At 65.2% G+C, this 22,146-nt stretch carries 17 protein-coding genes; 14 read left to right on the top strand and 3 right to left on the bottom strand.

The window, feature by feature from the left end:
* Nucleotide 1: 1 nt before the first annotated feature.
* The 7 genes from DL240_RS01510 (at nt 2) to hrpB (ending at nt 6,699) form a co-directional block, all read left to right on the top strand.
* Nucleotides 2–493: a hypothetical protein gene (locus tag DL240_RS01510; protein ID WP_111728085.1), complete on the top strand. Its 492-nt coding sequence runs from the start codon at nt 2–4 to the stop codon at nt 491–493.
* Entirely contained in the window at nt 490–882 is a 393-nt protein-coding gene (locus tag DL240_RS01505; protein ID WP_111728084.1) for a hypothetical protein, read from the top strand. The genes DL240_RS01510 and DL240_RS01505 overlap by 4 nt, the downstream gene beginning before the upstream one ends.
* 50 nt (nt 883–932) lie before the next feature.
* On the top strand, nt 933–1,595 hold the full coding sequence (locus DL240_RS01500) for a Crp/Fnr family transcriptional regulator (RefSeq protein WP_158542275.1): 663 nt from the start codon (nt 933–935) through the stop codon (nt 1,593–1,595).
* A gap of 97 nt (nt 1,596–1,692) precedes the next feature.
* Entirely contained in the window at nt 1,693–2,139 is a 447-nt protein-coding gene (locus DL240_RS01495) for a hypothetical protein (RefSeq protein ID WP_111728082.1), read from the top strand.
* A gap of 46 nt (nt 2,140–2,185) precedes the next feature.
* Nucleotides 2,186–3,190, top strand: a complete 1,005-nt coding sequence (gene hflK, locus DL240_RS01490) for an FtsH protease activity modulator HflK (protein WP_111728081.1) — start codon at nt 2,186–2,188, stop codon at nt 3,188–3,190.
* Nucleotides 3,187–4,134 (top strand): protease modulator HflC, encoded by a 948-nt coding sequence (gene hflC / locus DL240_RS01485; protein ID WP_111728080.1) that lies wholly within the window; start codon nt 3,187–3,189, stop codon nt 4,132–4,134. The genes hflK and hflC overlap by 4 nt, the downstream gene beginning before the upstream one ends.
* Nucleotides 4,135–4,140: 6 nt before the next feature.
* On the top strand, nt 4,141–6,699 hold the full coding sequence (hrpB, locus tag DL240_RS01480; RefSeq protein ID WP_111728079.1) for an ATP-dependent helicase HrpB: 2,559 nt from the start codon (nt 4,141–4,143) through the stop codon (nt 6,697–6,699).
* 1 nt (nt 6,700) lies between these two features.
* Here the strand turns inward: hrpB and DL240_RS01475 are convergent, their stop codons facing one another.
* The 3 genes from DL240_RS01475 to DL240_RS01465 form a co-directional block, all read right to left on the bottom strand.
* Entirely contained in the window at nt 6,701–7,066 is a 366-nt protein-coding gene (locus DL240_RS01475; RefSeq protein ID WP_111728078.1) for a hypothetical protein, read from the bottom strand.
* Nucleotides 7,067–7,163: 97 nt separating this feature from the next.
* Nucleotides 7,164–8,546: a DUF1552 domain-containing protein gene (locus DL240_RS01470; protein ID WP_111728077.1), complete on the bottom strand. Its 1,383-nt coding sequence runs from the start codon at nt 8,544–8,546 to the stop codon at nt 7,164–7,166.
* Nucleotides 8,543–10,564 (bottom strand): DUF1592 domain-containing protein, encoded by a 2,022-nt coding sequence (locus DL240_RS01465; protein WP_146618039.1) that lies wholly within the window; start codon nt 10,562–10,564, stop codon nt 8,543–8,545. The genes DL240_RS01470 and DL240_RS01465 overlap by 4 nt, the downstream gene beginning before the upstream one ends.
* Nucleotides 10,565–10,718: 154 nt before the next feature.
* Here DL240_RS01465 and DL240_RS01460 point away from each other — a divergent pair, with 154 nt between their 5' ends.
* The 7 genes from DL240_RS01460 (at nt 10,719) to dnaE (ending at nt 22,144) form a co-directional block, all read left to right on the top strand.
* Nucleotides 10,719–12,530 carry a GspE/PulE family protein gene (locus tag DL240_RS01460; protein ID WP_111728075.1) on the top strand — a complete coding sequence of 604 codons (1,812 nt, stop codon included), beginning with the start codon at nt 10,719–10,721 and terminating at the stop codon, nt 12,528–12,530.
* Nucleotides 12,527–13,030, top strand: a complete 504-nt coding sequence (locus tag DL240_RS01455; RefSeq protein ID WP_111728074.1) for a DUF1499 domain-containing protein — start codon at nt 12,527–12,529, stop codon at nt 13,028–13,030. Before DL240_RS01460 ends, DL240_RS01455 begins: the two co-directional genes overlap by 4 nt.
* A gap of 495 nt (nt 13,031–13,525) precedes the next feature.
* The gene (locus DL240_RS01450) at nt 13,526–13,966 is read left to right on the top strand and encodes a hypothetical protein (RefSeq protein ID WP_158542274.1); all 441 of its coding nucleotides are present in this window, start codon (nt 13,526–13,528) and stop codon (nt 13,964–13,966) included.
* A 90-nt stretch (nt 13,967–14,056) separates the two neighbouring features.
* Nucleotides 14,057–15,667 (top strand): ABC transporter substrate-binding protein, encoded by a 1,611-nt coding sequence (locus DL240_RS01445; protein WP_111728072.1) that lies wholly within the window; start codon nt 14,057–14,059, stop codon nt 15,665–15,667.
* The gene (locus DL240_RS01440; RefSeq protein WP_146618037.1) at nt 15,664–16,263 is read left to right on the top strand and encodes a TlpA family protein disulfide reductase; all 600 of its coding nucleotides are present in this window, start codon (nt 15,664–15,666) and stop codon (nt 16,261–16,263) included. The genes DL240_RS01445 and DL240_RS01440 overlap by 4 nt, the downstream gene beginning before the upstream one ends.
* Before the next feature lie 161 nt (nt 16,264–16,424).
* The gene (locus DL240_RS01435; protein ID WP_111728070.1) at nt 16,425–18,368 is read left to right on the top strand and encodes a CBS domain-containing protein; all 1,944 of its coding nucleotides are present in this window, start codon (nt 16,425–16,427) and stop codon (nt 18,366–18,368) included.
* Between the two features lie 209 nt (nt 18,369–18,577).
* The gene (gene dnaE / locus DL240_RS01430) at nt 18,578–22,144 is read left to right on the top strand and encodes a DNA polymerase III subunit alpha (protein ID WP_111728704.1); all 3,567 of its coding nucleotides are present in this window, start codon (nt 18,578–18,580) and stop codon (nt 22,142–22,144) included.
* Nucleotides 22,145–22,146 lie beyond the last annotated feature (2 nt).

The raw sequence follows: 22,146 nt of genomic DNA, 5'->3' as shown, positions 1-22,146 counted from the left end.
GATGACCAGTGAGGCGTATGAGTTGCAGGTGCTCCTGGAACTTCGACAGGGGGAGCGCGAGCAGGCCGAGGCGGTGTTTGCCGAAGCGGTTGCGGGGTTGGAGCGTGTACGTCAGCGTGTACGCGAGGCTCAGCGCGTGTGGGAGTCGAGGGAAGCGAAGCGTCGACAGGGCGCGCAGGATTTTGATGCGCGGGCGCGGCAAAAGGGGCTGGCATTGGGGGAGCTTCAGACCATGGATCGATACCTGGAGGGGCTACGCTATCAATGCTCCGAGGCGCAGGAAGAGCTTGCCAGAGTGCAGGAGGAGGAGCGCGTTGCGCAGCGTCAGGTCCATGCCGCGCAACGGGCGATGCAGGGGGCCATCAGCGCACTTAAAGCGGTGGAGAGTCACCACGAGACCTGGCAGGACGAGCAGAAAACCCGCGCTCGCCGCCGGGCGGAGATGCAGATGGATGAGATCGCCACGCGTCTGTGGCGGGAGCAGCAGCCATGAGTCGTATTGATCAGAGTGGGGCTCCATCCACGGCCTGGCCGGAGCAGGCTCACGAAGAGGTCGGGCAGCTGCGCCGAGCCATCACCGAGCACCTGCATGAGGCCACGCTCCCGGCGGAAGTGGCAGCGATGATGGGGGAGTTCCTGGCGCAGCCGGCATTGTTTGCGCCGGTAAACACCACGCGCCTGGCAGCCCCCTCCCACACGCCCGACCCCGGCCAGTTGCGCGGGGCGCTGCTCAACGCCCGGGCTCAACTCTCCGAGCGTGCCGGGCTGGCAGGACCCGAGGCCCCGGCGCTCCAGGCCGTGCTCCAGATCTTGGATGAGCATCTCGAACTCAAAGCCGAACTCATTGCCAGATGCGCCGGGGACGTCGCCCGGGTAGGCTAGTCGCCCAGAGCGCGCTCGCGTCGAGCGCGCTGTATGACGGCGAGGGCGCAGTGGTAGAGCAAGAATCGAGAGCCAATATCTGGAGGTTTCGGGGGCTGATCACCGGTCAGCAGGCCGAGGCCGCCTTTCGCGAACTGCGTGAGCGGGGCCGCGTGGAACGCTGGGGCCACGCGGCGCGCATTCATCTGGAGGGCGAGCACGACGAGCTCATCGTGGTCCTGAGCGGTCGGGTGATGGTGGGGCGCGAGCTGCGCCTGGGCCGCGGCGACGCTTTCGCGCCATTTTCTGGCGAAAGCCAAGAAGTGATTCCAGAGGCCCGTGCCCACCAGGAGACCACCATTGTGGTCATGGAGCGCGATGAGCTTCGAGATATCGTAGAGCCGATCTTGAGGGAGCGGGCGGTGGTGTCGGGATCCATCTTTAACCGCCAGGAGCTGCGCGTACCCCTGGCTCCGCTCTTGCGCTCCTCGGCCAGTACACGTCTGGGACAGGTCATCCTGGAGATCGTGGAGCGATATGGGGAGCACCAGACCGAAAATCTCCGCCGCGCCCCGGCGCTTTCCACCGCCCAGCTCGCTTCGCTCGCCGGGCTAGAGCGCGAACGTACCCGTCGCGCTCTTACGCTCTTGGAGCGCGCCGGATTGATTGCCCGCTCGCGCGGCGCGCTGACCGTGCGAGACCTGGAGGGCCTGCGGCACTATGTCCTGGGCTGATGGCTCTCCTTGCCGCCGCGATCGCCCCCCGTTAGAGTGCCGCCGCCTGGTTGTCCCCGAAACAAGCGGCCCCTCTTGCGGCCCAAGGAGTCTGGTGATGGTAGAAGTTCTCGTTGCGATTCATAACGTATTGCGCTGGGTCGTGCTCATGGCGGCGTTTGCCGCCATCGCTGGTGCCTGGCAGGGCGTGATCTCCAAACGCGCCTGGACCAAAGGTGACCGCCTGCGCTCGGTGGTCCTGGTCGCCTCGCTGCACACTCAGCTTTTGCTCGGGCTGGTGCTCTACGGGCTCAGTCCGGTGGTACGCTCCGGCTTCGCCGACATGGCCACCGCCATGGGAGAGCGCAGCATTCGATTCTTTGTCGTCGAACACATCTTTTTGATGATCGTGGCCGTGGTGGTGGTTCAGGTCGGCTCGATCATGGCCAAAAAAGCCGACAATGATGCGGCGAAGCATAAGCGCAGCGCGATCTTCTTTACGGTTGGGCTGCTGCTGATCCTCGGAGCCATTCCCTGGTTCCGTCCGCTCTTCCCGGGGCTCTAAGTGTGATAGGCTCAGCGCAATTCAACTCGAAGCGGAGGCCTGACCGATGGACCTGAGTCGATTCAAGTTGCCTGCCGGGCCCCTCGGTAAGGGCCTTCCGGGAATGGTTGCGCTGGGCATCGTGGCGCTGGTGCTTGTGGGAAGCTCCATGTTCCAGGTCGATGCCAACAGCGTCGGCGTGGTGCTGCGCATGGGGAAACTCTCGCGCTCGGTAGGCCCCGGCCTGCACTTTAAGGCGCCGCTCGGGATCGAAAAGGTCTACGAGGTGCCGGTTGAGGAGCAGCGCAAAGAGGAGTTTGGCTTTCGCACCGTACGGGTGGGAGAAACCACCCGCTACAGCGATAGCGAGCATGAGGACGAGTCGCTGATGCTCACCGGTGATCTCAACGTCGTCGACGTGGAGTGGACGGTGCAGTATCGCATCAGCGACCCTTACCTCTATCTCTTTCGTGTGCGCGATGTGGAGCACACCCTGCGCTACATGTCTCAGGCGGTCATGCGCGAGTTTGTGGGCGACCGCACCGTTAACGAGGTCCTCACCGCCGGTCGCACCGAGCTTGCGACCTCGGTTCAAGCACGGCTCCAGGAGTTGTGTAACCGATACGAGATGGGCATCGCTATCGGCCAGGTCATCCTTCAGGACGTGACGCCTCCCGATCCGGTGAAGCCCTCGTTTAATCAGGTGAACCAGGCTCAGCAGGAAATGGAGCGCATGATCAACGAGGCGCGCCGCGACTACAACGCGGAGATACCGCGGGCGCGGGGCCGTTCTGAGCAGCTGGTGCAGCAGGCCGAGGGGTACGAACTCGATCGTATCAACCGCGCAAAGGGCGAGGTAGCCCGTTTCCGGAGCCTCTACGCCGAGTACGCCAAAGCCCCCGAGATCACGCGGCAGCGCATCTATCTGGAAACCATGGGGCAGGTGCTTCCTAAGATTCGCCGCAAGGTGATTCTCGATTCGGAGGCCACCAACACCATGCCCGTGATGCAGCTCGGGGACGTGAATGGTCCGGGGCTCGCGCCGATGGCGGCACAGGGAGGTCAGCGATGAAAGGTAGCTGGAAGCGCTCCTTTGTGTGGGCGGGGATCATTCTGGCTTTCATCCTTGCCAGCAACGCCACGCTGGTGGTCGATGAGAATGAACAGGTGGTCATCACTCAGTTCGGAAAGCCGGTGGGGCAGGCCTACACCGAGCCCGGGCTCTACTTTAAGACCCCCTTCATTCAGAGCGCGCATCGCTTTGAGAAGCGTTTTCTCGAGTGGAATGGCAACCGCAATCAGGTGCCCACTCGCGACAAGCGTTTTGTCTGGGTGGATACCTATGCGCGTTGGCGGATTGTCGACCCGCTGCGTTTCTATCAGCGGGTGCGTGATGAGCGCGGGGCCCGCTCGCGCCTCGACGACATCATCGACGGCGCCACTCGAGATGCGGTCGCTAACCACGATCTGATTGAGCTGGTACGTTCGACCAATCGGGTGCCCCTGGTCGATGAGGACCTGCAACAGGACGAAGACGACCTGCAGGCCGGGCTGGCCGCGATCGAACATGGCCGCAGCAAGATCATGGCCGATGTGTTGAGCCAGGCGGCCGAGCTGGCTACTGACCTGGGCGTCGAAATCCTGGACGTGCGTTTCAAGCGCATCAATTACAACGAAGATGTGCAAAAGCGCGTCTACGAGCGCATGATCGCCGAGCGCTACCGCATCGCCGAGAAGTTCCGCTCGCAGGGCCAGGGGGAGGCCGCGCGGATCAGCGGGGAAAAGGAGCGTGAGCTCAAACGTATTGAGTCCGAGGCGTTTCGTCAGGCCGAAGAAATCCGTGGTCGCGCCGACGCGCAGGCCGCCGCGATTTACGCCGAAGCCTACGACGTCGATCCGGAGTTCTATCGTTTCTTGCGGACGATGGAGAGCTACGAAGACGTGCTCGGTGAAGATTCGGTGTTGATGCTCACCACCGAGAGCGAGTTTCTCGAGTACCTTAAATCATCACGCTAGGAAGGCATGAGTCGTTTGCCTATTGATGAGGTGCTCCCCGAGATTGTCGGGGCGCTTCGAGCCCACTGCGGCGTGGTGATTGAAGCGCCGCCCGGTGCCGGCAAAAGTACCCGTGTGCCGCCGGCGCTGCTCGATGCCGGTCTGGCCGGCGGCCGGCAGGTGGTGATGCTCGAGCCACGGCGCGTGGCCGCGCGCGCCACCGCGGGCCGCATCGCCCGGGAGCGTGGTGTGCGCCTTGGCGAGGAGGTCGGCTACCAGGTGCGCTTTGACCGACGCGCCGGTCCCGACACGAAACTGCTGGTGATCACCGAGGGCATCCTGACCCGCTGGCTGCAGCGCGATCCGCTGCTCGACGATGTGGGCCTGGTGATCCTCGATGAGTTTCATGAGCGCAGCGTGCATAGCGACCTGGCGATCGCGTTTCTGCGCGAGGTTCAGCAGGTGCGCGATGATCTCAAGGTGGTGGTGATGTCGGCCACCATCGCCACCGCGCCGATCGCGGAGTTTCTCGACGTACCGGTGGTCAAAAGTCTGGGGCGGACCTTTCCGGTGGAGGTGGAGTACCTGGCGCAGCCGCCGGAGGAGCGCCTGGAGTATGAAGCTGCCCGCGCCGCGCGCCGCTATGTCGGCGGGGCTGATGATGATGGCGGCGACATCCTGATCTTTTTGCCCGGACGAGCCGAGATTCACCGTTGCCTCTCGGCGCTCGAGCGTTGGGCACCGGCCGAGGGCGTGGCCTGTTATCCGCTTTATTCGGCGCTTTCCAATGAGGAGCAGGATCGGGCGCTGGCTCCGGGGGGCGGTCGGCGCATCATCGTCTCGACCAACATCGCCGAGACCTCGCTGACCATCGAGGGGGTCACGCTGGTCATCGATTCGGGGCAGGTGCGCACCATGCGCAGCTCGCCGGCCAGTGGGCTCAATGAGCTGGTGCTGGAGCATGTGAGCCTGGCCTCGGCTAATCAGCGCGCCGGCCGGGCCGGGCGCGTGCGGGCCGGGCGCGCGCTGCGTTTGTGGACGCGTGCGTTTGAACACCGGATGGCCGCGTATGACGATGCTGAGCTTCAGCGCGTGGAGTTATCGCCGGTGGTGCAGGAGGTGGTGGCCTGGAGTGGCGCGGACCCCGGGGAGTTCGGGTGGTTTGAGTCGCCGCCCGCGCCGGCGCTTGCCCAGGCGGTGGAACTCTTGCGTCAACTCGGCGCGCTGGAGCCCGACGACTTTCGCACGACGGACGTGGGGCGCCGTCTGCTCGACCTTCCGCTGCACCCTCGCCTGGGCCGCATGTTGATCGAGGGCGAACGCCGAGGGTGCGCGGCCCAGACCTGCGCGATGGCGGCGATTCTCTCGGAGCGTGATTTTGTCACGTCGGTGGCGTCCGACGCCCCGGCCGGCCGCAGCGACGTGCTGATCCGGGCGGAGTTGCTGGAGGATGCGGCCCGCGGCAGTGGTCAGGCCGCGCGGCGACTGGGGCTGGGAGTGCATCAGGGTGGGGCGCGACGGGTGGCTCAGGTGCGCGATCAACTTCTCAAGACCATCGGCGCCCGCCGCCCGGATACCGGCGATGCAGTAGACCTCCTGAAGACGCTTCTGGTGGCCTTTCCCGATCGCATCGCGTTTCGGCGCGAAGATGGCGCGGCGCGTTTTGTGATGGTGGGAGGAGAGGCGCTGGCGCTGGCGCGCGAGAGCGTGGTGCGTGACGCCGAGGTGGTGGTGGCCGCCTCGATCGGCGGCCGCACCCGGGCCCGAGACGCTGTGGGCGGCGTGGCCAGCCGGGGGCTCATTCGGATGGCCAGTCAGGTGGAGATGGCGTGGCTCGAAGACGTTTATCCCCGGCGTTTTGATGAACGCGTGGTGGTGGCCTTTGATAGCGAGCGTGAACGGGTGATGGCCGAGCGCCAGCGGCGCTTCGACGGGATCGCGCTGGAGCGTCAGGTGGCCTCCGTTGACAGGCATGCCGATGCTGCCGAGGTCACGACCTGCCTGCTGAACCACGCGCTGGACGACGTGGTGGCGGCCTTTGGTCTGGGCACCGATGACGCCCAGTTTTTGCTCCGCTGGGAGTGTGCGCGGCGGTGGTTCCCGGATGCGGACTTTCCTCGACTGATGCTCGATGCGCGCCGGGGGGACCCGGCGCAGCCCATCTGGGAGCAGGTCTGCTGGGGGAAGCGCTCTCTGGGGCAGTTGCGTGCCATGAACCTGGGGGCGCAGCTCTCGGCGTACTTAAATCGGGAGCAGCGCCGCCTGCTCGACGAGGAACTCCCCCCTCGTCTGGAGGTGCCTTCGGGGAGCCAGATTCGCCTGGAGTACCGGCTGGAGGGGCCGCCGGTGCTGGCGGTGCGCATTCAGGAGGTGTTTGGCTGGCTCGACTCCCCGCGCCTGGCTCGCGGGCAGGTCGCGGTGCTGTTGCACCTGCTGGCGCCCAACTATCGGCCGCAGCAGGTGACCGACGATCTGGCCGGCTTCTGGGAGCGCACCTACCCCCAGGTGCGCAAAGAGCTGCGCGCGCGCTACGCCAAACACCCCTGGCCCGAAGACCCCCTGCAGGCCCGGGCCATTCGCAAATAGGCTACTCGCCGGATTCGACCACCTCGATGGGGCCGTGGTTATCGCAGTGATCGCCGTGGGGGTGGTGCAGGTGGCCGTCGACCAGGTAGTCGATATGATCGCCGTGGGGCACCGGTTCATGGCCACAGCCCGGCCCGTGTACGTGATCGGGAGGGTGGGCGCCGCAGCGGTGGTAGGGGGTGCAGCGCTGGGGGTTGATGTCGGTCACCTCGATGCGGTGCTCCTCGACCATGTCGCCTTCCTCGGGGTGGTGGAGATGCCCGTTGTGCAGGTAGTCGACGTGATCCTCGTGCTGAATGGCGGTGTGGCCACAGCCCGGCTCATGATGGTGTCCGTGGTCGTGATGGTGCTCGTGCAGATGCGTCATGGCGGCCTCGGGGGCAGCGTTGAGACTTAAAAGCGGGCGAACACCCTTAAAATTAGCCACCCGGGAGCGCCGCCCAAATCTTCGCCTCGGGGCCGCTTCAGCTCAGATTGAGCGGCTCGGTGCAGTGACGGGCATCGCCGAAGGTACGCGTCTCCACGCCCACCGCGCCCAGGCAGGCGGTGTAGAGGTCGTTGACTGCGCGACGCCTTCCGTCGCTCACGCGGTGGTGATAGCCGGTGCGCGCGGCAAAGGAGCCGCCGGCCACCATGTAGAACATCTCATCGTGGTTGTGGGTGGCCGGGTTGGAGAGTTCGGTGCCCACCAGCACCACGGAGTTCTCGAGCAGGGTGTGTCCGTTGGCCTCCACGAAGCTCGGATCGTCCAGGCGTTCCAAAAGCTCGGCGAGCATCGTCATCTGGAAGAGGGTGTAGGTGGCGAAATCGTTGTCGGGGCGGGCGTTGTAGCGGTGGCCCAGCTCGTGGTGGGCGGCCTGAGTGCCGGGCAAAAAGAGATCTTCGCCGCCGGCGCCCAGCATCACGCTGGCAAAGCGGGTGAAGTCGCAGCGCAACGCGGTGGCCAGCAGGTCGGCCTGGAGTCGAAAGACCTCGGCGTATTCGGAGTAGCGGGTGTCGGCGTACGAGGCGGGTTGATCGGGCCGGCGGCACTGGGCGCGCATCGCTTCATCGTGGCGTTGGGCACGGCGCTCCAGCTGGCGGAGCTGCTCCAGGTGGTCGGCGATCTGGGTGCGGCTCAAGGGATCGAGGCCGTAGCGTGGGCTGATCACGCGGTGGTATTCGGGCAGCACCGTGTCCAGGATGCTCTGCTGGCGCGCGCCGGGGAGGTTGCCCCGGTCATCGTGACCGAAGAGGTGGTGAAAGGTGTCCAGCGGGTTGAGAATCGGCGGGTTGGGCTGGTTGATGCCGCGCCAGGACTTGATGTGGTAGGTGCGCGTGTTGGGCGCGCCGCGCATCACGCCCAGCTCCAGCGAGGGGAGCCGGGTGTCGGGGCGCAGGCGCTGCAGGGCGACCTGCTCCAGGGAGGGGCCGCCGGCGGAGTTGGCGTAGCGTTTGCCGGTGTGGTCGACCCGGTCGTGTTCCAAAAAGGGATTGGAGGCGCCCACGGCAAACGCGCCGCTGCCCCGGCTGTGATCGTCGCCGGAGCCTTCTTTGCCGGCCGGGTCGCTCAGCCCCGAGATCAACGCCAGGCGGTGGCGCACCCGGTGGAGCGGGGCGAGCACGCCGGAGAGCTCGGTGAGCGGCCCGGCGTGCTCCGGTAACCAGAGTTCGGGAGGGCAGCCGTTGGCAAAAAAGAAGGTGATCAGCCGCCGGGGGGCCTGCGGCGTGGCGGCCTCGGTGGCCCGCAGGAGCCGGTGACCGGTGAGGGCGTCGCCGCCCAGCGCGGCGATAAAGGGCAGCCCGATCGCCAGGGTGCCGGCGCCGCGCAAAAAGGCGCGGCGAGTCATGGTCTTGTCTCGGCTCACGGTTGCTCTCCCGAATAGTGGTGCTGGCGAACGCTGCGAAAGGCCTCGCTGGTGACGATCGCCACGATGATGTCGGTGTAGGAGCGCCCCCCGGCGCGCGCCTCGGCGATGATCGCCTCCAGGGTACAGCGATCGATCTCGGCGGCCGGGCGGCCCAGCGCGTACTGGTACATCTGTTCCACCATGCAGCGCTCGGCGTCTTCGCTGGTGGCCAGGAGTTCACCGAGCTGGCGTGCGCCCTCAAAATGCAGGGTGTCGCGCTCATAGGGGCTGCGCGTGATGGCGCCGGTGGTGTCGACCGGATGCCCGGTGTCGTCGAGGGTGCGATAGCGCCCGGTGGCGTCGAAGGCCTCCAGCCCAAAGCCTATCGGGTCGACCCGTCGGTGGCAGAAGTTGCACGAGGGGCTCTCGCTATGACGGCGCAGTCGCTCCCGGGTGCTCAGGCCTTCGGTGTCGGGGGCGGCCTGCATCACGGCGTTGGAGGCCGGCGGGGGCACCGACTCACACAGAAAGCGCTCCCGCACGAAGATGCCGCGTTTGACCGGGGAGGTGGTGTCGTTGCTGGTCGTCGCCGTCAGCAGCGCGCCCTGGGTCAGGAGCCCGCCACGGGGGCTCTCGGGAGCCCAGGCGTAGGGTTGCGCGGGGTCGCTCGGCGCCGCGACTCCGTAGTAGGTCGCCAGGCGCGGGGTCAGAAAACTAAAGCGGGCATCGAAGACCGTGAGCCAGTCGGCGGCGCCATCAAAGGCGATGGCCTGCGCGAAGTGCTCAATCTCCCGGCGCATGTCGTCGATGAGATGGGCGGAGAAGTCGGGGAAGGTCTCGGGGCTTCGCTCCACGGTGGTCAGGACATCCAGGTGCAACCACTCGGCCAGGTAGCTCTTAAACGCCCGGCGGGCTTTGGGGTCGGCGAGCATCCGGCGCGCCGCGGCCTGTAGGCCGGCGGCGCTCTCGAGTTCGCCGTCGGCGGCAGCGTCGAGGAGCGCGGCGTCGGGGGCGGAGTGCCAGATGAAGTAGGAGAGGCGACTGGCCATCTCGTAGCCCGAGAGCCGGCGCACCCGGTAGGCGAGGTCATCCCCGGGATCGACCTCGGCGCGCAGCGGGCCGAGCACCTCGACCTGGAGCACGCGCGGGGCCACCGTCGCGCCCGGGGGCCGGTGCAAGGCGCGGGCCTCCAGGCGCAGGGGGCGCGTCTCGCTCTGCGTGGCATCGAAGCTCAGCGCGAGGTGACCCACCCGAAAGGGTTCGAGAGTCGCGGTGGTGCGGGTGTCTCCCAGAGCCAGCTGCGCGTGTTGAGGGTAGGGGGCGTCATTGGCCAGCTGCACCCGGGCGCGGTAGGTGCCCGGCTGAAGTTGTACCCGGGATTCTTTGCCCTCCGGCGGCAGGGGGCCCTCCAGCTGCTCGGGCTTGTACATCGCGGCCCGGGGAAGGCCGGTGTCGAGGCGATCGCTTTCGAGGCGGTACAGAAACTGGGGGGCCTGCAGCAGGGCCTCGATCACCAGGCGCGCGCCCGCGGGCGCGCTCTCCTCGCTGGCAAAGAGCTCGGCAAAGCGCTGCACCTCCGCGCTGGTGGCCGGGCGCCGGAAGAGGCGATAGGCCGCCTGACGAACAAAGTCCTGCTGGCAGCGGGGCGTGCTCTCCGCGCAGGTCTCCAGCGCCACCAACCAGGGGTGGTCCGGGGCCAGGGCCTGGGCCGCTACCCGGGCCAGGTGCGCGTAGACCTCCACGTGCCGCCCGGTCGCCAGCAGGCCCCAGGCGGTGTTTTTGAACCCGCTGACGTAGGACTCCCGCGGCAGGCTCTCCTGCCAGGGGCTCAGGTCCACGCCGAGCACATCGCCCACCGTCCAGACGTACTCCTGGTGGGTAAGTCGGCGGGAGTAGCCCGGGCCCGGGTCCAGATCGGCGGCCTCGCATAATGGCGAGGCGTCATCGCCCGGCGGCGATTCGAGCAGCGGGGTGGGGCAGGCCGGCAGGAGCGTGGCCAGCATCAGAAGCAGCAATGGCGCGGGGCGAAGGGACACAGGCGATCTTCTGTGGAGAGGGGATGGAGGCGGAAAGTGCCCGCGGGCGGGAGGATTTTTGCTCCCCCGGGTGCTTCATCATAGGATGGCGCCCGAGCGTCTTCCAGCGCTCCTTGGTCACTGGCGAGATTGCGCGAGCACCGGACTTCACTCCATGGTCGGACCCACTTCATTCGTCGACTATTCAGTACGCCACCTGGCCCACGCGCTGCTGGGGCAGGGGCTGCTCTCCCGAGAGCAGGCGCAGCGGGCCGTGGAGCAGGAGGGCGCCCTGCGCCAGGCGCTGCTCAAAGAAAAGGCCGGCCACGGTGGGCGGCGGCGTGCCGGCTACAAGGTGACGCCGGCCGAGGTCATCGCGCGCCTGGAGTTTCGCCAGCCCGGAGGCGACCTGCTCGACGAAGACGCGATCATGGCTGCGCTCGCCAGCGACGCCGGCCTTCCCTTTGAGAAGCCCGACCCGCTGGAGCTCGACATGGAGCTCATTGCCCGCACGATGAGCCGCCCCTTCGCCCAACGTCACAGCTGTGTGGCGCTGCGGCGAGAGGACGGTCGCACGGTGATCGCGGTCGATAACCCCTACGATCGCCAGCTTTTGCACGAGCTGCACACGTTGATCCCGGGCGAACTCAGCATTGTGGTCAGCCCCAAGAGCGACATCCTGCGCATTGTGACCGAGGTCTACGGGCTGCGCTCCTCGATCTCGGCCGCTCAGGAAGAGCTCTCCATCGGCATGGACCTGGGCAACCTCGAGCAGCTCATTCGCCTCAAGGATGTGGGCGACATCGAGGCCACCGACCGCCCCATCGTCAACGCCGTGGAGTACCTGCTGCACTACGCCTTTGATCAGCGGGCCAGCGACATTCACCTGGAGCCCAAGCGCGATCGTACCGTGGTGCGCCTGCGCATCGACGGCGTGTTGCACGGTGTCTACGAGTTTCCGCGCGCGATTCACGCCGCGCTGATCAGCCGGGTCAAGATGCTCGCGCGCATGGATATCGCCGAGAAGCGCCGTCCGCAGGACGGGCGCATCAAGACCGAGCGGGGAGGGCGAGAGATCGAGCTGCGTGTCTCCACGCTGCCGGTGGCCTTTGGCGAGAAGGCGGTCATTCGCGTGTTTGACCCGCAGGCGCTGATCCAGAGCCTGGATCATATTGGCTTCTACCACGACGATCTGGTGCGCTGGCGCGACTTCATCAACCGCCCCCACGGCCTGATCTTGGTCACCGGCCCCACCGGCAGCGGCAAAACCACCACCCTCTACTCCACGCTGCGCGAGCTGGCCGGCCCGGACGTCAACATCACCACGGTCGAAGACCCCATTGAGATGGTCTACGAGGAGTTCAACCAGGTGTTGGTGCAGCGGCGCATCGACGTCGACTTCTCGACTGCGCTGCGCACCATTTTGCGCCAGGACCCGGACATCATCATGGTCGGCGAGATCCGCGATGCGGCGACCGCGGCGATGGCCACCCAGGCCGCGCTCACCGGCCATATGGTCCTGTCGACCCTGCACACCAACGACACCCCCTCGGCGGTGAGCCGGTTGATCGACATGGATGTGGAGCCCTTCTTGATGGCCTCGACCATGGTGGGGGTGATGGCCCAGCGTCTGCTGCGCACGATCTGCCCGCGCTGCAAGGTCCGCGGCGAACTCAGCGCCGAGCAAGTCGAACTCCTCCAGATCAAACTTCCCCCCCGAAGTCAGACGACGTTGCCGATGTGGTACGGTCAGGGATGCGTGAAGTGCCGGGGCACCGGGTACTACGGTCGCACCGCGATCTTCGAGTTGTTGTCGGTCGATGAGTCCGTGCGACAGCTGATCGCCCGGCGCGCCAGCGCCCCGGAGATCCGCAAGGCCGCCCGCGCCAACGGCATGATGTCTCTTCGAGAATGCGCCATTAAAAAATTAGCCCAGGGTCTCACGACCTTTGAAGAAGTAATGACTGTAGTATCGGACGCGACATGAAACGACGCCTTTATCTTACGGTAGGTTCGGTGGCCGGACTCCTGGTGCTCCTGATGTTGGTCAGCGCCTGCATGTGGCCGATGATCAATGTGGTGGAGACCGGACAGACCGCGGAGTACCCGGAGATTCAACCGGGCTATTACTCCACCGAGCCCGAGCGCATCCTGCACGAGTCGGCGGCCAGCGTGGAGGCGCTGGAGCGCTGGACCCTGGTCGAAGAAGATCGCGCGCAGCGGCAGATCGTCGCCGAGCGCCGCACTCGTCTGGGTTTTGTCGATGACATCACCATTCGCGTGGAGCCGGTGACCGAGTTTGTGACCCAGGTCCATGTGCGCAGCGCGTCGCGGGTGGGCAAGGGGGATTTCGGGCAGAACGCCCGCAATATCGAGGAGTTCTTTGGCGAGTTGGATGCGCGCCTGGGCTCGGTGAAATTCGACCCGCAGAGCGCGCAGGCCGAAGAGGAAGAAGGGGCGGCCTCCGAGCCGGCCGAGGGCTCGTAAGTTCCCGCACACCCCTCGTCCCTCCTCAGTAAAGCGTTCGCGAACGTCTTTGGACCCCCTCGCCCCCCCTGCCAGGCGTTCGCGAACGTCTTTGGACCCCCTCGACCCCCTCGGCCAGGCGTTCGCGAACGTCTTTTGACCCCCTCGACGCCCCCTGCCAGGCGTTCGCGAACGTCTTTTGACCCCCTCGACCCCCCCTGCCAGGCGTTCGCGAACGTCTTTGGACCCCCTCGACGCCCCGTTCGGGGTATGCCCGGGCGTGTCCGGTGGCGGGCGAAGGCGCGCGCGGGCGATGCACCGGCGCATGTCGCCATCCAACCCGGTGTGAAGGCCTTTTGCCGGTTGTGGTCAAGGCCTACTCCGCTGCGCCCGCCAGGCCGGGGTGTGCAAGGCGTAACGTTGCCCTGGATACGCCGTGGCACGACATTTGAAGAAGATGTGGGTGGGAGCGCCCCGGTGGCGCATGCTTCAACGCAGTGTGGTGAGGGTAGTGTCATGAGAAAACGACGACGAGCACGAGGGCTCTGCGGACCCTCACTTCGCCGGGGGGCGGCTCTCTTGGGGCTGGTCGGGAGCATGATGGTGGCCACACCGGCCTGGGCATCGGAGGAGCTGGGAAGCACCGGGGAGCTGGTGGTGCGCTATACGCTCATCGCGGTGGGAACGGCGATCGTGCTCGGGGTGCTCGGGAAGCTGGCGCTGGAGATCGCGCGCCTGGTGGGCTGGGTAGGCTCCGACCGCGTGGCGCGACTGCGGCGAGGGCTGCGGGTGAGCTTCGGAGCAAACTTCCTGCTGGCGACCATCGCGCCTTATCTGGCGCTGAACTTTGCGCTGGGATCGGTGCTGACCTTTCTGGGGCTCTCGGCGCTCCTGGTCTCGGCCTGGGCCTTTGGCGCCACCCGTCAGCCCGAGGCGGAGCGTGTCGGCGGGGTTTGACCCCTATTTTGAGGCCGCGTATCTTCGGGGCGCGAGCCCTGCCCAGGGACGCTTCTCCCCGCTCCGGTTCTGCCACGAGTTTCGCCTCCTATGCTCCACACCCGGTCTCCTTTTCGGTGGCTGATGCTTCTGACCTGCGCGCTTGTGCTGGCGGGCATCGGCACCACCGGCTGCTCGTCCTGCTCCCAGGAGTCAGATCAAGGCGCCGCCTTCGTGGTGTTGCTCGACGCCTCTCCCAAGGGGCTTGATCCGCGCTTTGCCACCAGCGACTCCAGCGCAAAAATTGTGGGCCTGCTCCACGCCGGGCTGGTCTCGGTGGACACCGCCGACGGGGCCCGGGAGTTGCGGCTGGCCCGCACCATCGAGCAGACCTCGCCAGTGCGCTACGAGGTGGAGCTGCGCGACGACATCTATTTTCATGACGGCATGCCCGTGACATCGGCCGATGTCGAGTACACCTACATGGAGCTCGACAGCGAGCTGGTGCGCTCACCTTTTGCCGGGCTTACCCGTCGCATTGATACCTTTGAGGTGCTCGATGAGCGCCGCTTTATCATCACGCTCAAAGAGCCCCACGCCCCCTTCATCAGCGACATGGCCCTGGGCATCGTCCCTCGGCATAAGTGCGCCGGGCATAAAGAGTGCGAGGGCGACCCGGTGGGCGCCGGGCCCTTTGCCTTTGTCTCCCAGGAGGGCGACCTGCGCGTGGAGCTGCGCGCCTTCGCCGGGTACTACGACGGGCGCCCCGACATCGATCGCCTGGTCTTTAAGGTGGTGCGCGACGACAACGCGCGCCTGCTCGCCCTGCTGGGGAACACCGCCGACGTGGTGCAGAACGCCGTCGCGCCGTTGATGCTACCGGTGGTCGAGAAGTCCGATCGTCTGGAGATTTTGAGTACCCCTTCGTTTAAATACACCTACCTGGCGTTCAACCTGGAGCATGAGGTCCTCCAGGACCTCAAGGTTCGCCAGGCCATCGCGCACGCCATCGATCGCGAGTCCATCATTGAACACAAGTTTCGCGGCAGTGCGCGCCTCTCCACCGGCATGCTCGCCCCGGATCACTGGGCGTATGAGGGCGAGGTGGCGCGCTTTGCGTTTGATCCGCAACGCGCCCGGGAGTTGCTCGAAGAGGCCGGATATCCGCCGGGCGCCGACGGGGTGCGCTTTGAACTCGATTTCAAAGTCTCGGCCAGCAAGTTTCGGCGCTCCATGGCAGAGCTGATCTCGCAGCAGCTGGGGGAGGTGGGCATTAAGGTGACCGTGCGTGCCTATGAGTGGGGTACCTTTTTTCACGACATTCGCAGCCGCAACTTCGCGATCACCACGTTGCAGTGGCCCTCGGTGATGGAGCCCAGCCTCTACCGCTGGATCTTTCACTCGGAGAACATCCCCTCGGCCGAGAATCGCGCCGCCGGGGCCAACCGGGGCGCCTACCGTAACGCGCGTGTCGATACGCTGCTGGAGGCCGGCGATCGGGAGACCGACCCGGCGCGGCGACGAGCGATTTACGCGGAGGTGCAGCAGATTCTGGCCCGCGAACTCCCCTATGTGTCGCTGTGGCACGAAGATAATATCGCCATCCTCAAAAAGGGGACCGAGCGCTACTACACCACGCCCAACGCGCGTTTTGACGCGCTCAAGCAGGTGGTGCCGGCCCATAAAGCCCCATCGCCTTCTGCCCCGCAGGATCCCCGGTGAATGAGAACCCTTCCCCGTCGCCGTCGTCGGTTGAGGCCGCGACCTCGTCAGAACATCCGCCGTCCATCGATAAAAAGGGCATGGCCACCGGCACGCTCATCGCGCTGGTGGTGGTGACGCTGCTGGCGGTCAACGTCTGGAACCTCTATGGCCCGAGCAAAGGGCTTAAGGCCGGGGAACTCGCGCCGACGCTCGATTTGCCGCATATCGGCAGCGGGGAGATCGTGGGCCTGGAGGAGTTCCGGGGGCAGGTGGTGCTGATCGATTTCTGGGCGACCTGGTGCCCCCCCTGCCGCGAGCAGATGCCGGCATTGCAGAACATGGCCAACGACCCGGAGCTGGGGGCGGCCATTGTCTCGGTCAATACCGACGACCCGGACGAGGGGCGCGAGCCCCTGGTGGCCGGGTTCATGAATCAGTTCGGGCTGACGCTGACCACGCTCCTCGACGACGGCCAGGCGCGGGCGCGCTACAAGGTTGGCGCCATTCCCACCCTGGTGGTGGTCGATCCCGAAGGCGCGGTGCACCGGGTCAGCGCCGGACTGCACTCCGAGGATGACCTGCGCCGGATGGTCGCCGAGGCCGCCGGGCGCTGAGGATAGCGCACTGCGTCATTCTTTTATCGTTTGGGGGGCAAAAATCGCGATTTCCTTAGAAATCTGGCTCTCTTGCATCCTTCCTCCTTGGAAAGGGGGGAAGGTGTCGTCTACGCTGATCGTTCCAGAAGAACAAACGTAGACTGCGTGGAGATCGTCGGATGGGTGAACACGACGTTACAGGCATGGTCGATGGCGAGCAGTTGCGCCATTTCATGCGTCGCTTGTTGGGAGATGTACGAGCGCTGGAGAAGATGCTCGATGAGGGCATGATCGAGAGCGGTGTACGTCGCATCGGTGCCGAGCAGGAACTCTTCCTACTCGACAGCTCGTATCGGCCGGCGCCCCTGGCCATGCAGGCGCTGGAGCGCCTCAACGACGGGCGCTTTACCACGGAGTTGGCCCAGTTCAACCTGGAGTTCAACCTGGAGCCCCGGGTCTTTGGCGGCGACTGTCTGGGCCGGATGGAAGACGACATCGTGGAGCTTGTCGACAAGGTCCGCCAGGTGGTCTCTGAGCAGAAGGGGCATGTGGCGCTCTCGGGCATTTTGCCCACGCTCCAGAAGCATGACCTGGGGCTGGAGATGATGACGCCCAACCCCCGCTATCGCATCCTCAACGATGCGCTCAGCCGCCTGCGTGGAGGCGATTACGAGTTTTACATCAAGGGGCAGGACGAGTTTATCGTCAAACACGACTCGGTGATGCTCGAGGCCTGCAACACCTCCTTTCAGGTGCATTTTCAGGTGGGGCCCGAGGAGTTCGCGCGCCTCTACAACGTCTCGCAGGTGGTGGCCGCGCCGGTCACGGCGCTGGCGGCCAATAGCCCGCTCCTCTTTGGGAAGCGGCTCTGGCATGAGACCCGCATCGCGCTCCTGGAGCAGTCGATCGACACCCGACCCACGCGCCATCATATGCGCGACTTAAATCCCCGGGTGACCTTCGGTACGCAGTGGATCGATGACTCGGTGTTGGAGATCTTTCGCGAGGATATCGCCCGTTTCCGCCTGCTCTTCGCCACCGAGCTGGATGAGGACCCCTTTGAGGCACTCGCCGCCGGGCGCGTCCCCGGGCTCAAGGCGCTCTGCCTGCACAACGGTACGGTCTACCGCTGGAATCGCCCCTGTTACGGGATCAGCGAGGGTAAGCCGCACCTGCGCATCGAGAACCGGGTGCTCCCCGCCGGCCCTACGCCGGCCGACGAGGTGGCCAACGCGGCGTTCTGGTTCGGCATGATGGCCGGCGTGATCGACGCCTACGGCGACATGCGCGAGAAGATGTCCTTTGATGACGCCCGGCATAACTTCTTTGCCGCGGCTCGCCATGGGCTGGACGCGCCGATGACCTGGCTCGATGGAAACTCCGGCACGGTGCGCGAGATCATTGAGTCGACGCTGCTGCCCCTCTCCCGTGAGGCGCTGCAGCGCCACGGCATCCGCCAGCAGGACGTCGATCGTTACATGGGCATCATTGAGGAGCGGGTGCGCACCCGGCGCACCGGCGCGACCTGGCTTTTGCAGTCCTACACCGGGCTGGGGACGAACCTGGCGGCCAGCGAGAAGCTCAGCGCGTTGACCGCGGCCACGGTGCGGCGTCAGGAGGCCAATGAGCCGGTGCACACCTGGCCGCTGGCCTCGGCCGAGGAGCGGACCAGCTGGCGCGATAACTACCTGAAGGTCTCGCAGTACATGACCACCGATCTGATCACGGTGAACGAAGGGGAGCTCATCGACCTGGTGGCCAGCGTGATGGACTGGCAGCACCTGCGTCACGTGCCGGTCGAAGATAACGAACATCGGCTGGTGGGGCTGGTTACCCGGCGGACAATGATGCGTCTGCTCGGCAGCGGTGCGCTGCGCGATGAGGACCCGGTGCCGGTGAGTCAGATCATGGAGCGCAACGTCATCACGGTATCTCCTGATACCCTCACCCTGGATGCGATTCGGATCATGGGCGAGCAGCGCATCTCGTGTCTCCCGGTGATCGATGGGGAGAAGTTGGTGGGGATCATCACCGAGCGCGACTTCATGGACATCGCCCGCGATCTCCTGGCCGAGAAGCTCAAAGGGGAGGATACGCACAGCGAGGCGCGAGCCGCCGAGTAAGGCCGTGCCTGGGGGGCCGGGGTGGGGCACTGGAGGCGATCGAGCGCAGGCTCGATCGTCTTTTTTTGTGGGAGGGGCGCCGTCCGGGGCGCCGACGATCTTCTCCGGGCTCCTTTACGCTGGTCGGGCCCGGAGAGTATCATCCGCCGCGGCGCTGAAATGAGGCGCAACGCGTTGTCCGCTGAACTGTTTTGCTCCAGGTTTTCCCGATGTCTGAGTTCGTTCATCTGCACGTCCACACCCAGTACAGCCTCCTTGACGGGGCGATTCGCATTCCCCGGTTGATGAGCCGCATCAAAGAGCTGGGCATGGGCGCGGTCGCCATGACCGACCACGGCAATATGTACGGGGCGGTGGACTTTCAGAAGGCCGCGGCCAAGGCCGGGGTCAAGTCGATCATTGGCTGCGAGATGTACATGACCTCGCATCCCTACGAGGAGTCGAAGGAGCCCAAGAGCTACCACCTGACGCTGCTCGCGCAGAACCTCACCGGCTACAAAAACCTGATGTACCTCAACTCGATGGGCTGGCTGAACGGCCAGCACCCGCGTACCGGGGCGCCGCGCATCGACTTTGAGCTGCTGGCCGAGCGTAACGAGGGCATCATCTGCCTCTCCGGCGACCTGGGCGGGGAGATCAACCAGCATATCCTCCGCGGGGATATGGACGCGGCCAAAGCGCTGGCCGCGCGGTATCGAGAGGTCTTCGGCAAGGAGCGTTTTTATCTGGAGGTGATGGACAACGCGCTTCCGGAGCAGCGCAAATGCACCCAGGCAATGGTCGAGATCGGCCGCGAACTCGACATTGAGCTGGTGGCCACCAACGATTGCCATTACCTGGCGCGGGAAGATGCCCGGGCGCACGCGGTGTTGATGTGCATTCAGCTGGGCAAGAATGTCGACATCGATCGCATCATGGAGCACGGCGTCGATCAGCTCTACGTGCGCAGCGCCGAGGAGATGTACGAGGCCTTTGCCGACATCCCCCGGGCCTGCGAAAACACGGTGCGCATCGCCGAGATGTGCGACCTGGAGATCCCGCTGGGGGCGGTGTTTCTGCCCCAGTACGACGTGCCGCAGGACTTTCGCGACGCCCACGTTGACGCCGATGCCCGCGGGATCATCCACGAGTACTTCAAGCACGTGGCCCGTGTCGGGCTGGACGAGCGCTTTGCGGAGTTCGAGGCGCTGGACGTGGCCTACGACCGCCAGGAGTACCGGGAGCGCCTGGAGGTCGAGATCGGGATCATCTGCCAGATGGACTTCCCGGGCTACTTTTTGATCGTGTGGGACTTCATCAACTGGTCTCACGAGCAGGATATCCCGGTGGGGCCCGGACGCGGTTCCGGGGCCGGGAGTCTGGTGGCGTACGCGATGCGCATCACCGACATCGATCCGATGCCCTACGACCTGCTCTTTGAGCGCTTCTTGAACCCGGAGCGCGTCTCGATGCCGGACTTCGACATCGACTTCTGCATGAACCGCCGCGGGGAGGTCATTGACTATGTGACCGAGAAGTACGGCTACCATAACGTGGGTCAGATCGTGACCTACGGTCAGCTCAAGGCCCGGGCGGCCATCAAGGATGTGGGACGCGCGCTCAACTTCAGCTATGGCGAGACCGACCGCCTGGCCAAGCTGGTGCCCGACGTACTGGGGATCTCGCTTCAGGAGGCCCTGGATCAGGAGAAGCGCCTGCGCGATATGTGCGAAGAAGAGGAGCGCGTGGACACGCTCTTTGACATCGCGCTCTCGCTGGAAAACCTCAACCGCCAGGCCGGGATGCACGCCGCCGGGATCGTGATCTCGGAGACGCCGCTGTGGGATTTTGTGCCTATCTGCCGCGGGGCCAACGGCGAACTGGTCACCCAGTATGCCAAAAACGAGGTGGAAGAGGCCGGGCTGGTCAAGTTCGACTTCCTGGGGCTCAAGACGCTTACGGTGCTCCAGGATGCGGTGAAGCTGATCAATCAGCAGCGCGACGCCCGGGGAGAGGAGCGCTTCGATCTCAACGCCATCCCGCTTGATGATCCGGAGGTCTTCCGACTGATCTCGGCCGGGAACACCACCGGGGTCTTCCAGCTGGAATCCTCGGGCTTCCAGGAGCTTTTGAAGAAGCTCAAGCCCAACTGCTTTGAGGACATCATCGCCGCGGTGGCGCTCTACCGGCCGGGGCCGCTGGGCAGCGGCATGGTCGATGACTTCATCGATCGCAAGCACGGCCGCAAGAAGGTCGAGTACCCGCACCCCTGGCTCGAAGACGTGCTCAAGCCCACCTACGGGGTCATGGTCTACCAGGAGCAGGTCATGAAGACCGCTCAGGTGATGGCCGGGTATTCGCTGGGCGGCGCCGACCTGCTACGCCGCGCGATGGGCAAGAAAAAGCCCGAGGTGATGGCGCAGCAAAAAGAGATCTTTGTGGCCGGGGCCCTGGAGTTGGAGATCGAGGAGCAGAAGGCCTCCGACATCTTCGACCTGATGGCCTATTTTGCGGGCTACGGCTTCAACAAGTCGCACTCGGCGGCCTACGGCCTGATCACCTATCAGACGGCATACTTAAAGACGCACTTCCAGGTGGAGTTTATGGCGGCGCTGATGACCAGCGACCGCGACAATACCGACAAGATTGTGCGTTTCATTAACGAGGCCAAGGGCTTAGGCATTGAGGTGATGCCGCCCGATGTCAACGAGTCCCTGCTCGATTTCAGTGTTGTCGAACAGAAAATTCGCTTTGGTCTGGCGGCGATCAAGGGGGTGGGCGCCGGAGTGATCGAGGTGATCCTGGAGGAGCGCACCACCGGCGGTCCCTTTGAGAGCCTGTATGACTTTTGCGGGCGCGTGGATCTGAAAAAGATCAACAAGCGCACCATCGAAGCGCTGGTCAAATGTGGGGCGTTCGACTCCGTCGGGCCGCCCATCAAAGAGAGCTACATCGGGGAGATCTGCGCGACCCGGGCCTCGATCTTTGCGGCGATCGAGACGGCGGTGGAGCGCGGGCAGAAGGCGCAGCACGATAAGGCGGTGGGGCAGTCGAGTCTCTTTGGCATGATGGCCCAGGATGCGCGCGAGGAGGTGCTCGACGACAGCTACCCGGAGTGTCTGCCCTGGAACGATCGCGAGCTGCTGGAGCATGAGAAGTCGCTGCTGGGCTTCTACGTGACCGGTCATCCCCTGGATCGCTTTGAGAGTGAGCTGGGGCTCTACGGCGCGTCGACCACCCATGAGCTGATGACCAACAGCTCGTTGCGAAACCGCGCCGATGTGGCGGTGGCCGGGGTGGTCAGCGCGATGCGCGAGGTGCCCTTAAAGAGCGGCGATGGGCGCATGGGCTTCATCACCATTGAAGACAAGACCGGTGAGATCGAGGTCATCGCGTTTAGCTCCAGCTATGCCGAGGCCGAGGAAGTGATTAAGAGCGGGGAGCCGCTCTTGCTCAAGGGGCAGATCCAGGAGGAGGGCGATCCGGAGAACCGTACCCGACGCATCCGTCTGGAATCGGCCAGCACGCTGGAGTCCGAACGCGAGGCCAAGGTCCGCCAGGTGTTGGTCGAGATCGGCGTGGAGCAGGTTTCCAACGGACAGCTCCGAGAACTGCAGAAGGTGCTGGCCGCCCACTCCGGGCATTGCCGCACGACGCTTATCTTTAAGAAAGAAACCTCCCAGGGCACGGGGCAGGCCGAGATGGTGTTGCCGGCAGATTTTGCGACCCGTCCTACCGACGGGCTTCTGATGGCGATCGAGCGCCTCTTCGGCCGCAACTCCGTACGACTGAGCTGAGT

The sequence above is a fragment of the Lujinxingia litoralis genome (assembly GCF_003260125.1).
Taxonomy (GTDB): Bacteria; Myxococcota_A; Bradymonadia; order Bradymonadales; family Bradymonadaceae; genus Lujinxingia; species Lujinxingia litoralis.
The sequence above is the reverse complement of the archived record's forward strand: the minus strand, read 5'-3'. Positions and strand labels throughout refer to the sequence as shown.

Excerpts from the sequence above, each read along its gene's own strand:
- DL240_RS01510 (WP_111728085.1), top strand. The coding sequence starts at position 2 with ATGACCAGTGAGGCGTATGAGTTGCAGGTGCTCCTGGAACTTCGACAG.
- DL240_RS01445 (WP_111728072.1), top strand. The coding sequence starts at position 14,057 with ATGCTCCACACCCGGTCTCCTTTTCGGTGGCTGATGCTTCTGACCTGC.
- DL240_RS01495 (WP_111728082.1), top strand. The coding sequence starts at position 1,693 with ATGGTAGAAGTTCTCGTTGCGATTCATAACGTATTGCGCTGGGTCGTG.
- DL240_RS01450 (WP_158542274.1), top strand. The coding sequence starts at position 13,526 with ATGAGAAAACGACGACGAGCACGAGGGCTCTGCGGACCCTCACTTCGC.
- DL240_RS01455 (WP_111728074.1), top strand. The coding sequence starts at position 12,527 with ATGAAACGACGCCTTTATCTTACGGTAGGTTCGGTGGCCGGACTCCTG.
- hflK (WP_111728081.1), top strand. The coding sequence starts at position 2,186 with ATGGACCTGAGTCGATTCAAGTTGCCTGCCGGGCCCCTCGGTAAGGGC.
- DL240_RS01435 (WP_111728070.1), top strand. The coding sequence starts at position 16,425 with ATGGGTGAACACGACGTTACAGGCATGGTCGATGGCGAGCAGTTGCGC.
- dnaE (WP_111728704.1), top strand. The coding sequence starts at position 18,578 with ATGTCTGAGTTCGTTCATCTGCACGTCCACACCCAGTACAGCCTCCTT.
- DL240_RS01475 (WP_111728078.1), bottom strand. The coding sequence starts at position 7,066 with ATGACGCATCTGCACGAGCACCATCACGACCACGGACACCATCATGAG.
- hrpB (WP_111728079.1), top strand. The coding sequence starts at position 4,141 with ATGAGTCGTTTGCCTATTGATGAGGTGCTCCCCGAGATTGTCGGGGCG.
- hflC (WP_111728080.1), top strand. The coding sequence starts at position 3,187 with ATGAAAGGTAGCTGGAAGCGCTCCTTTGTGTGGGCGGGGATCATTCTG.
- DL240_RS01460 (WP_111728075.1), top strand. The coding sequence starts at position 10,719 with ATGGTCGGACCCACTTCATTCGTCGACTATTCAGTACGCCACCTGGCC.
- DL240_RS01505 (WP_111728084.1), top strand. The coding sequence starts at position 490 with ATGAGTCGTATTGATCAGAGTGGGGCTCCATCCACGGCCTGGCCGGAG.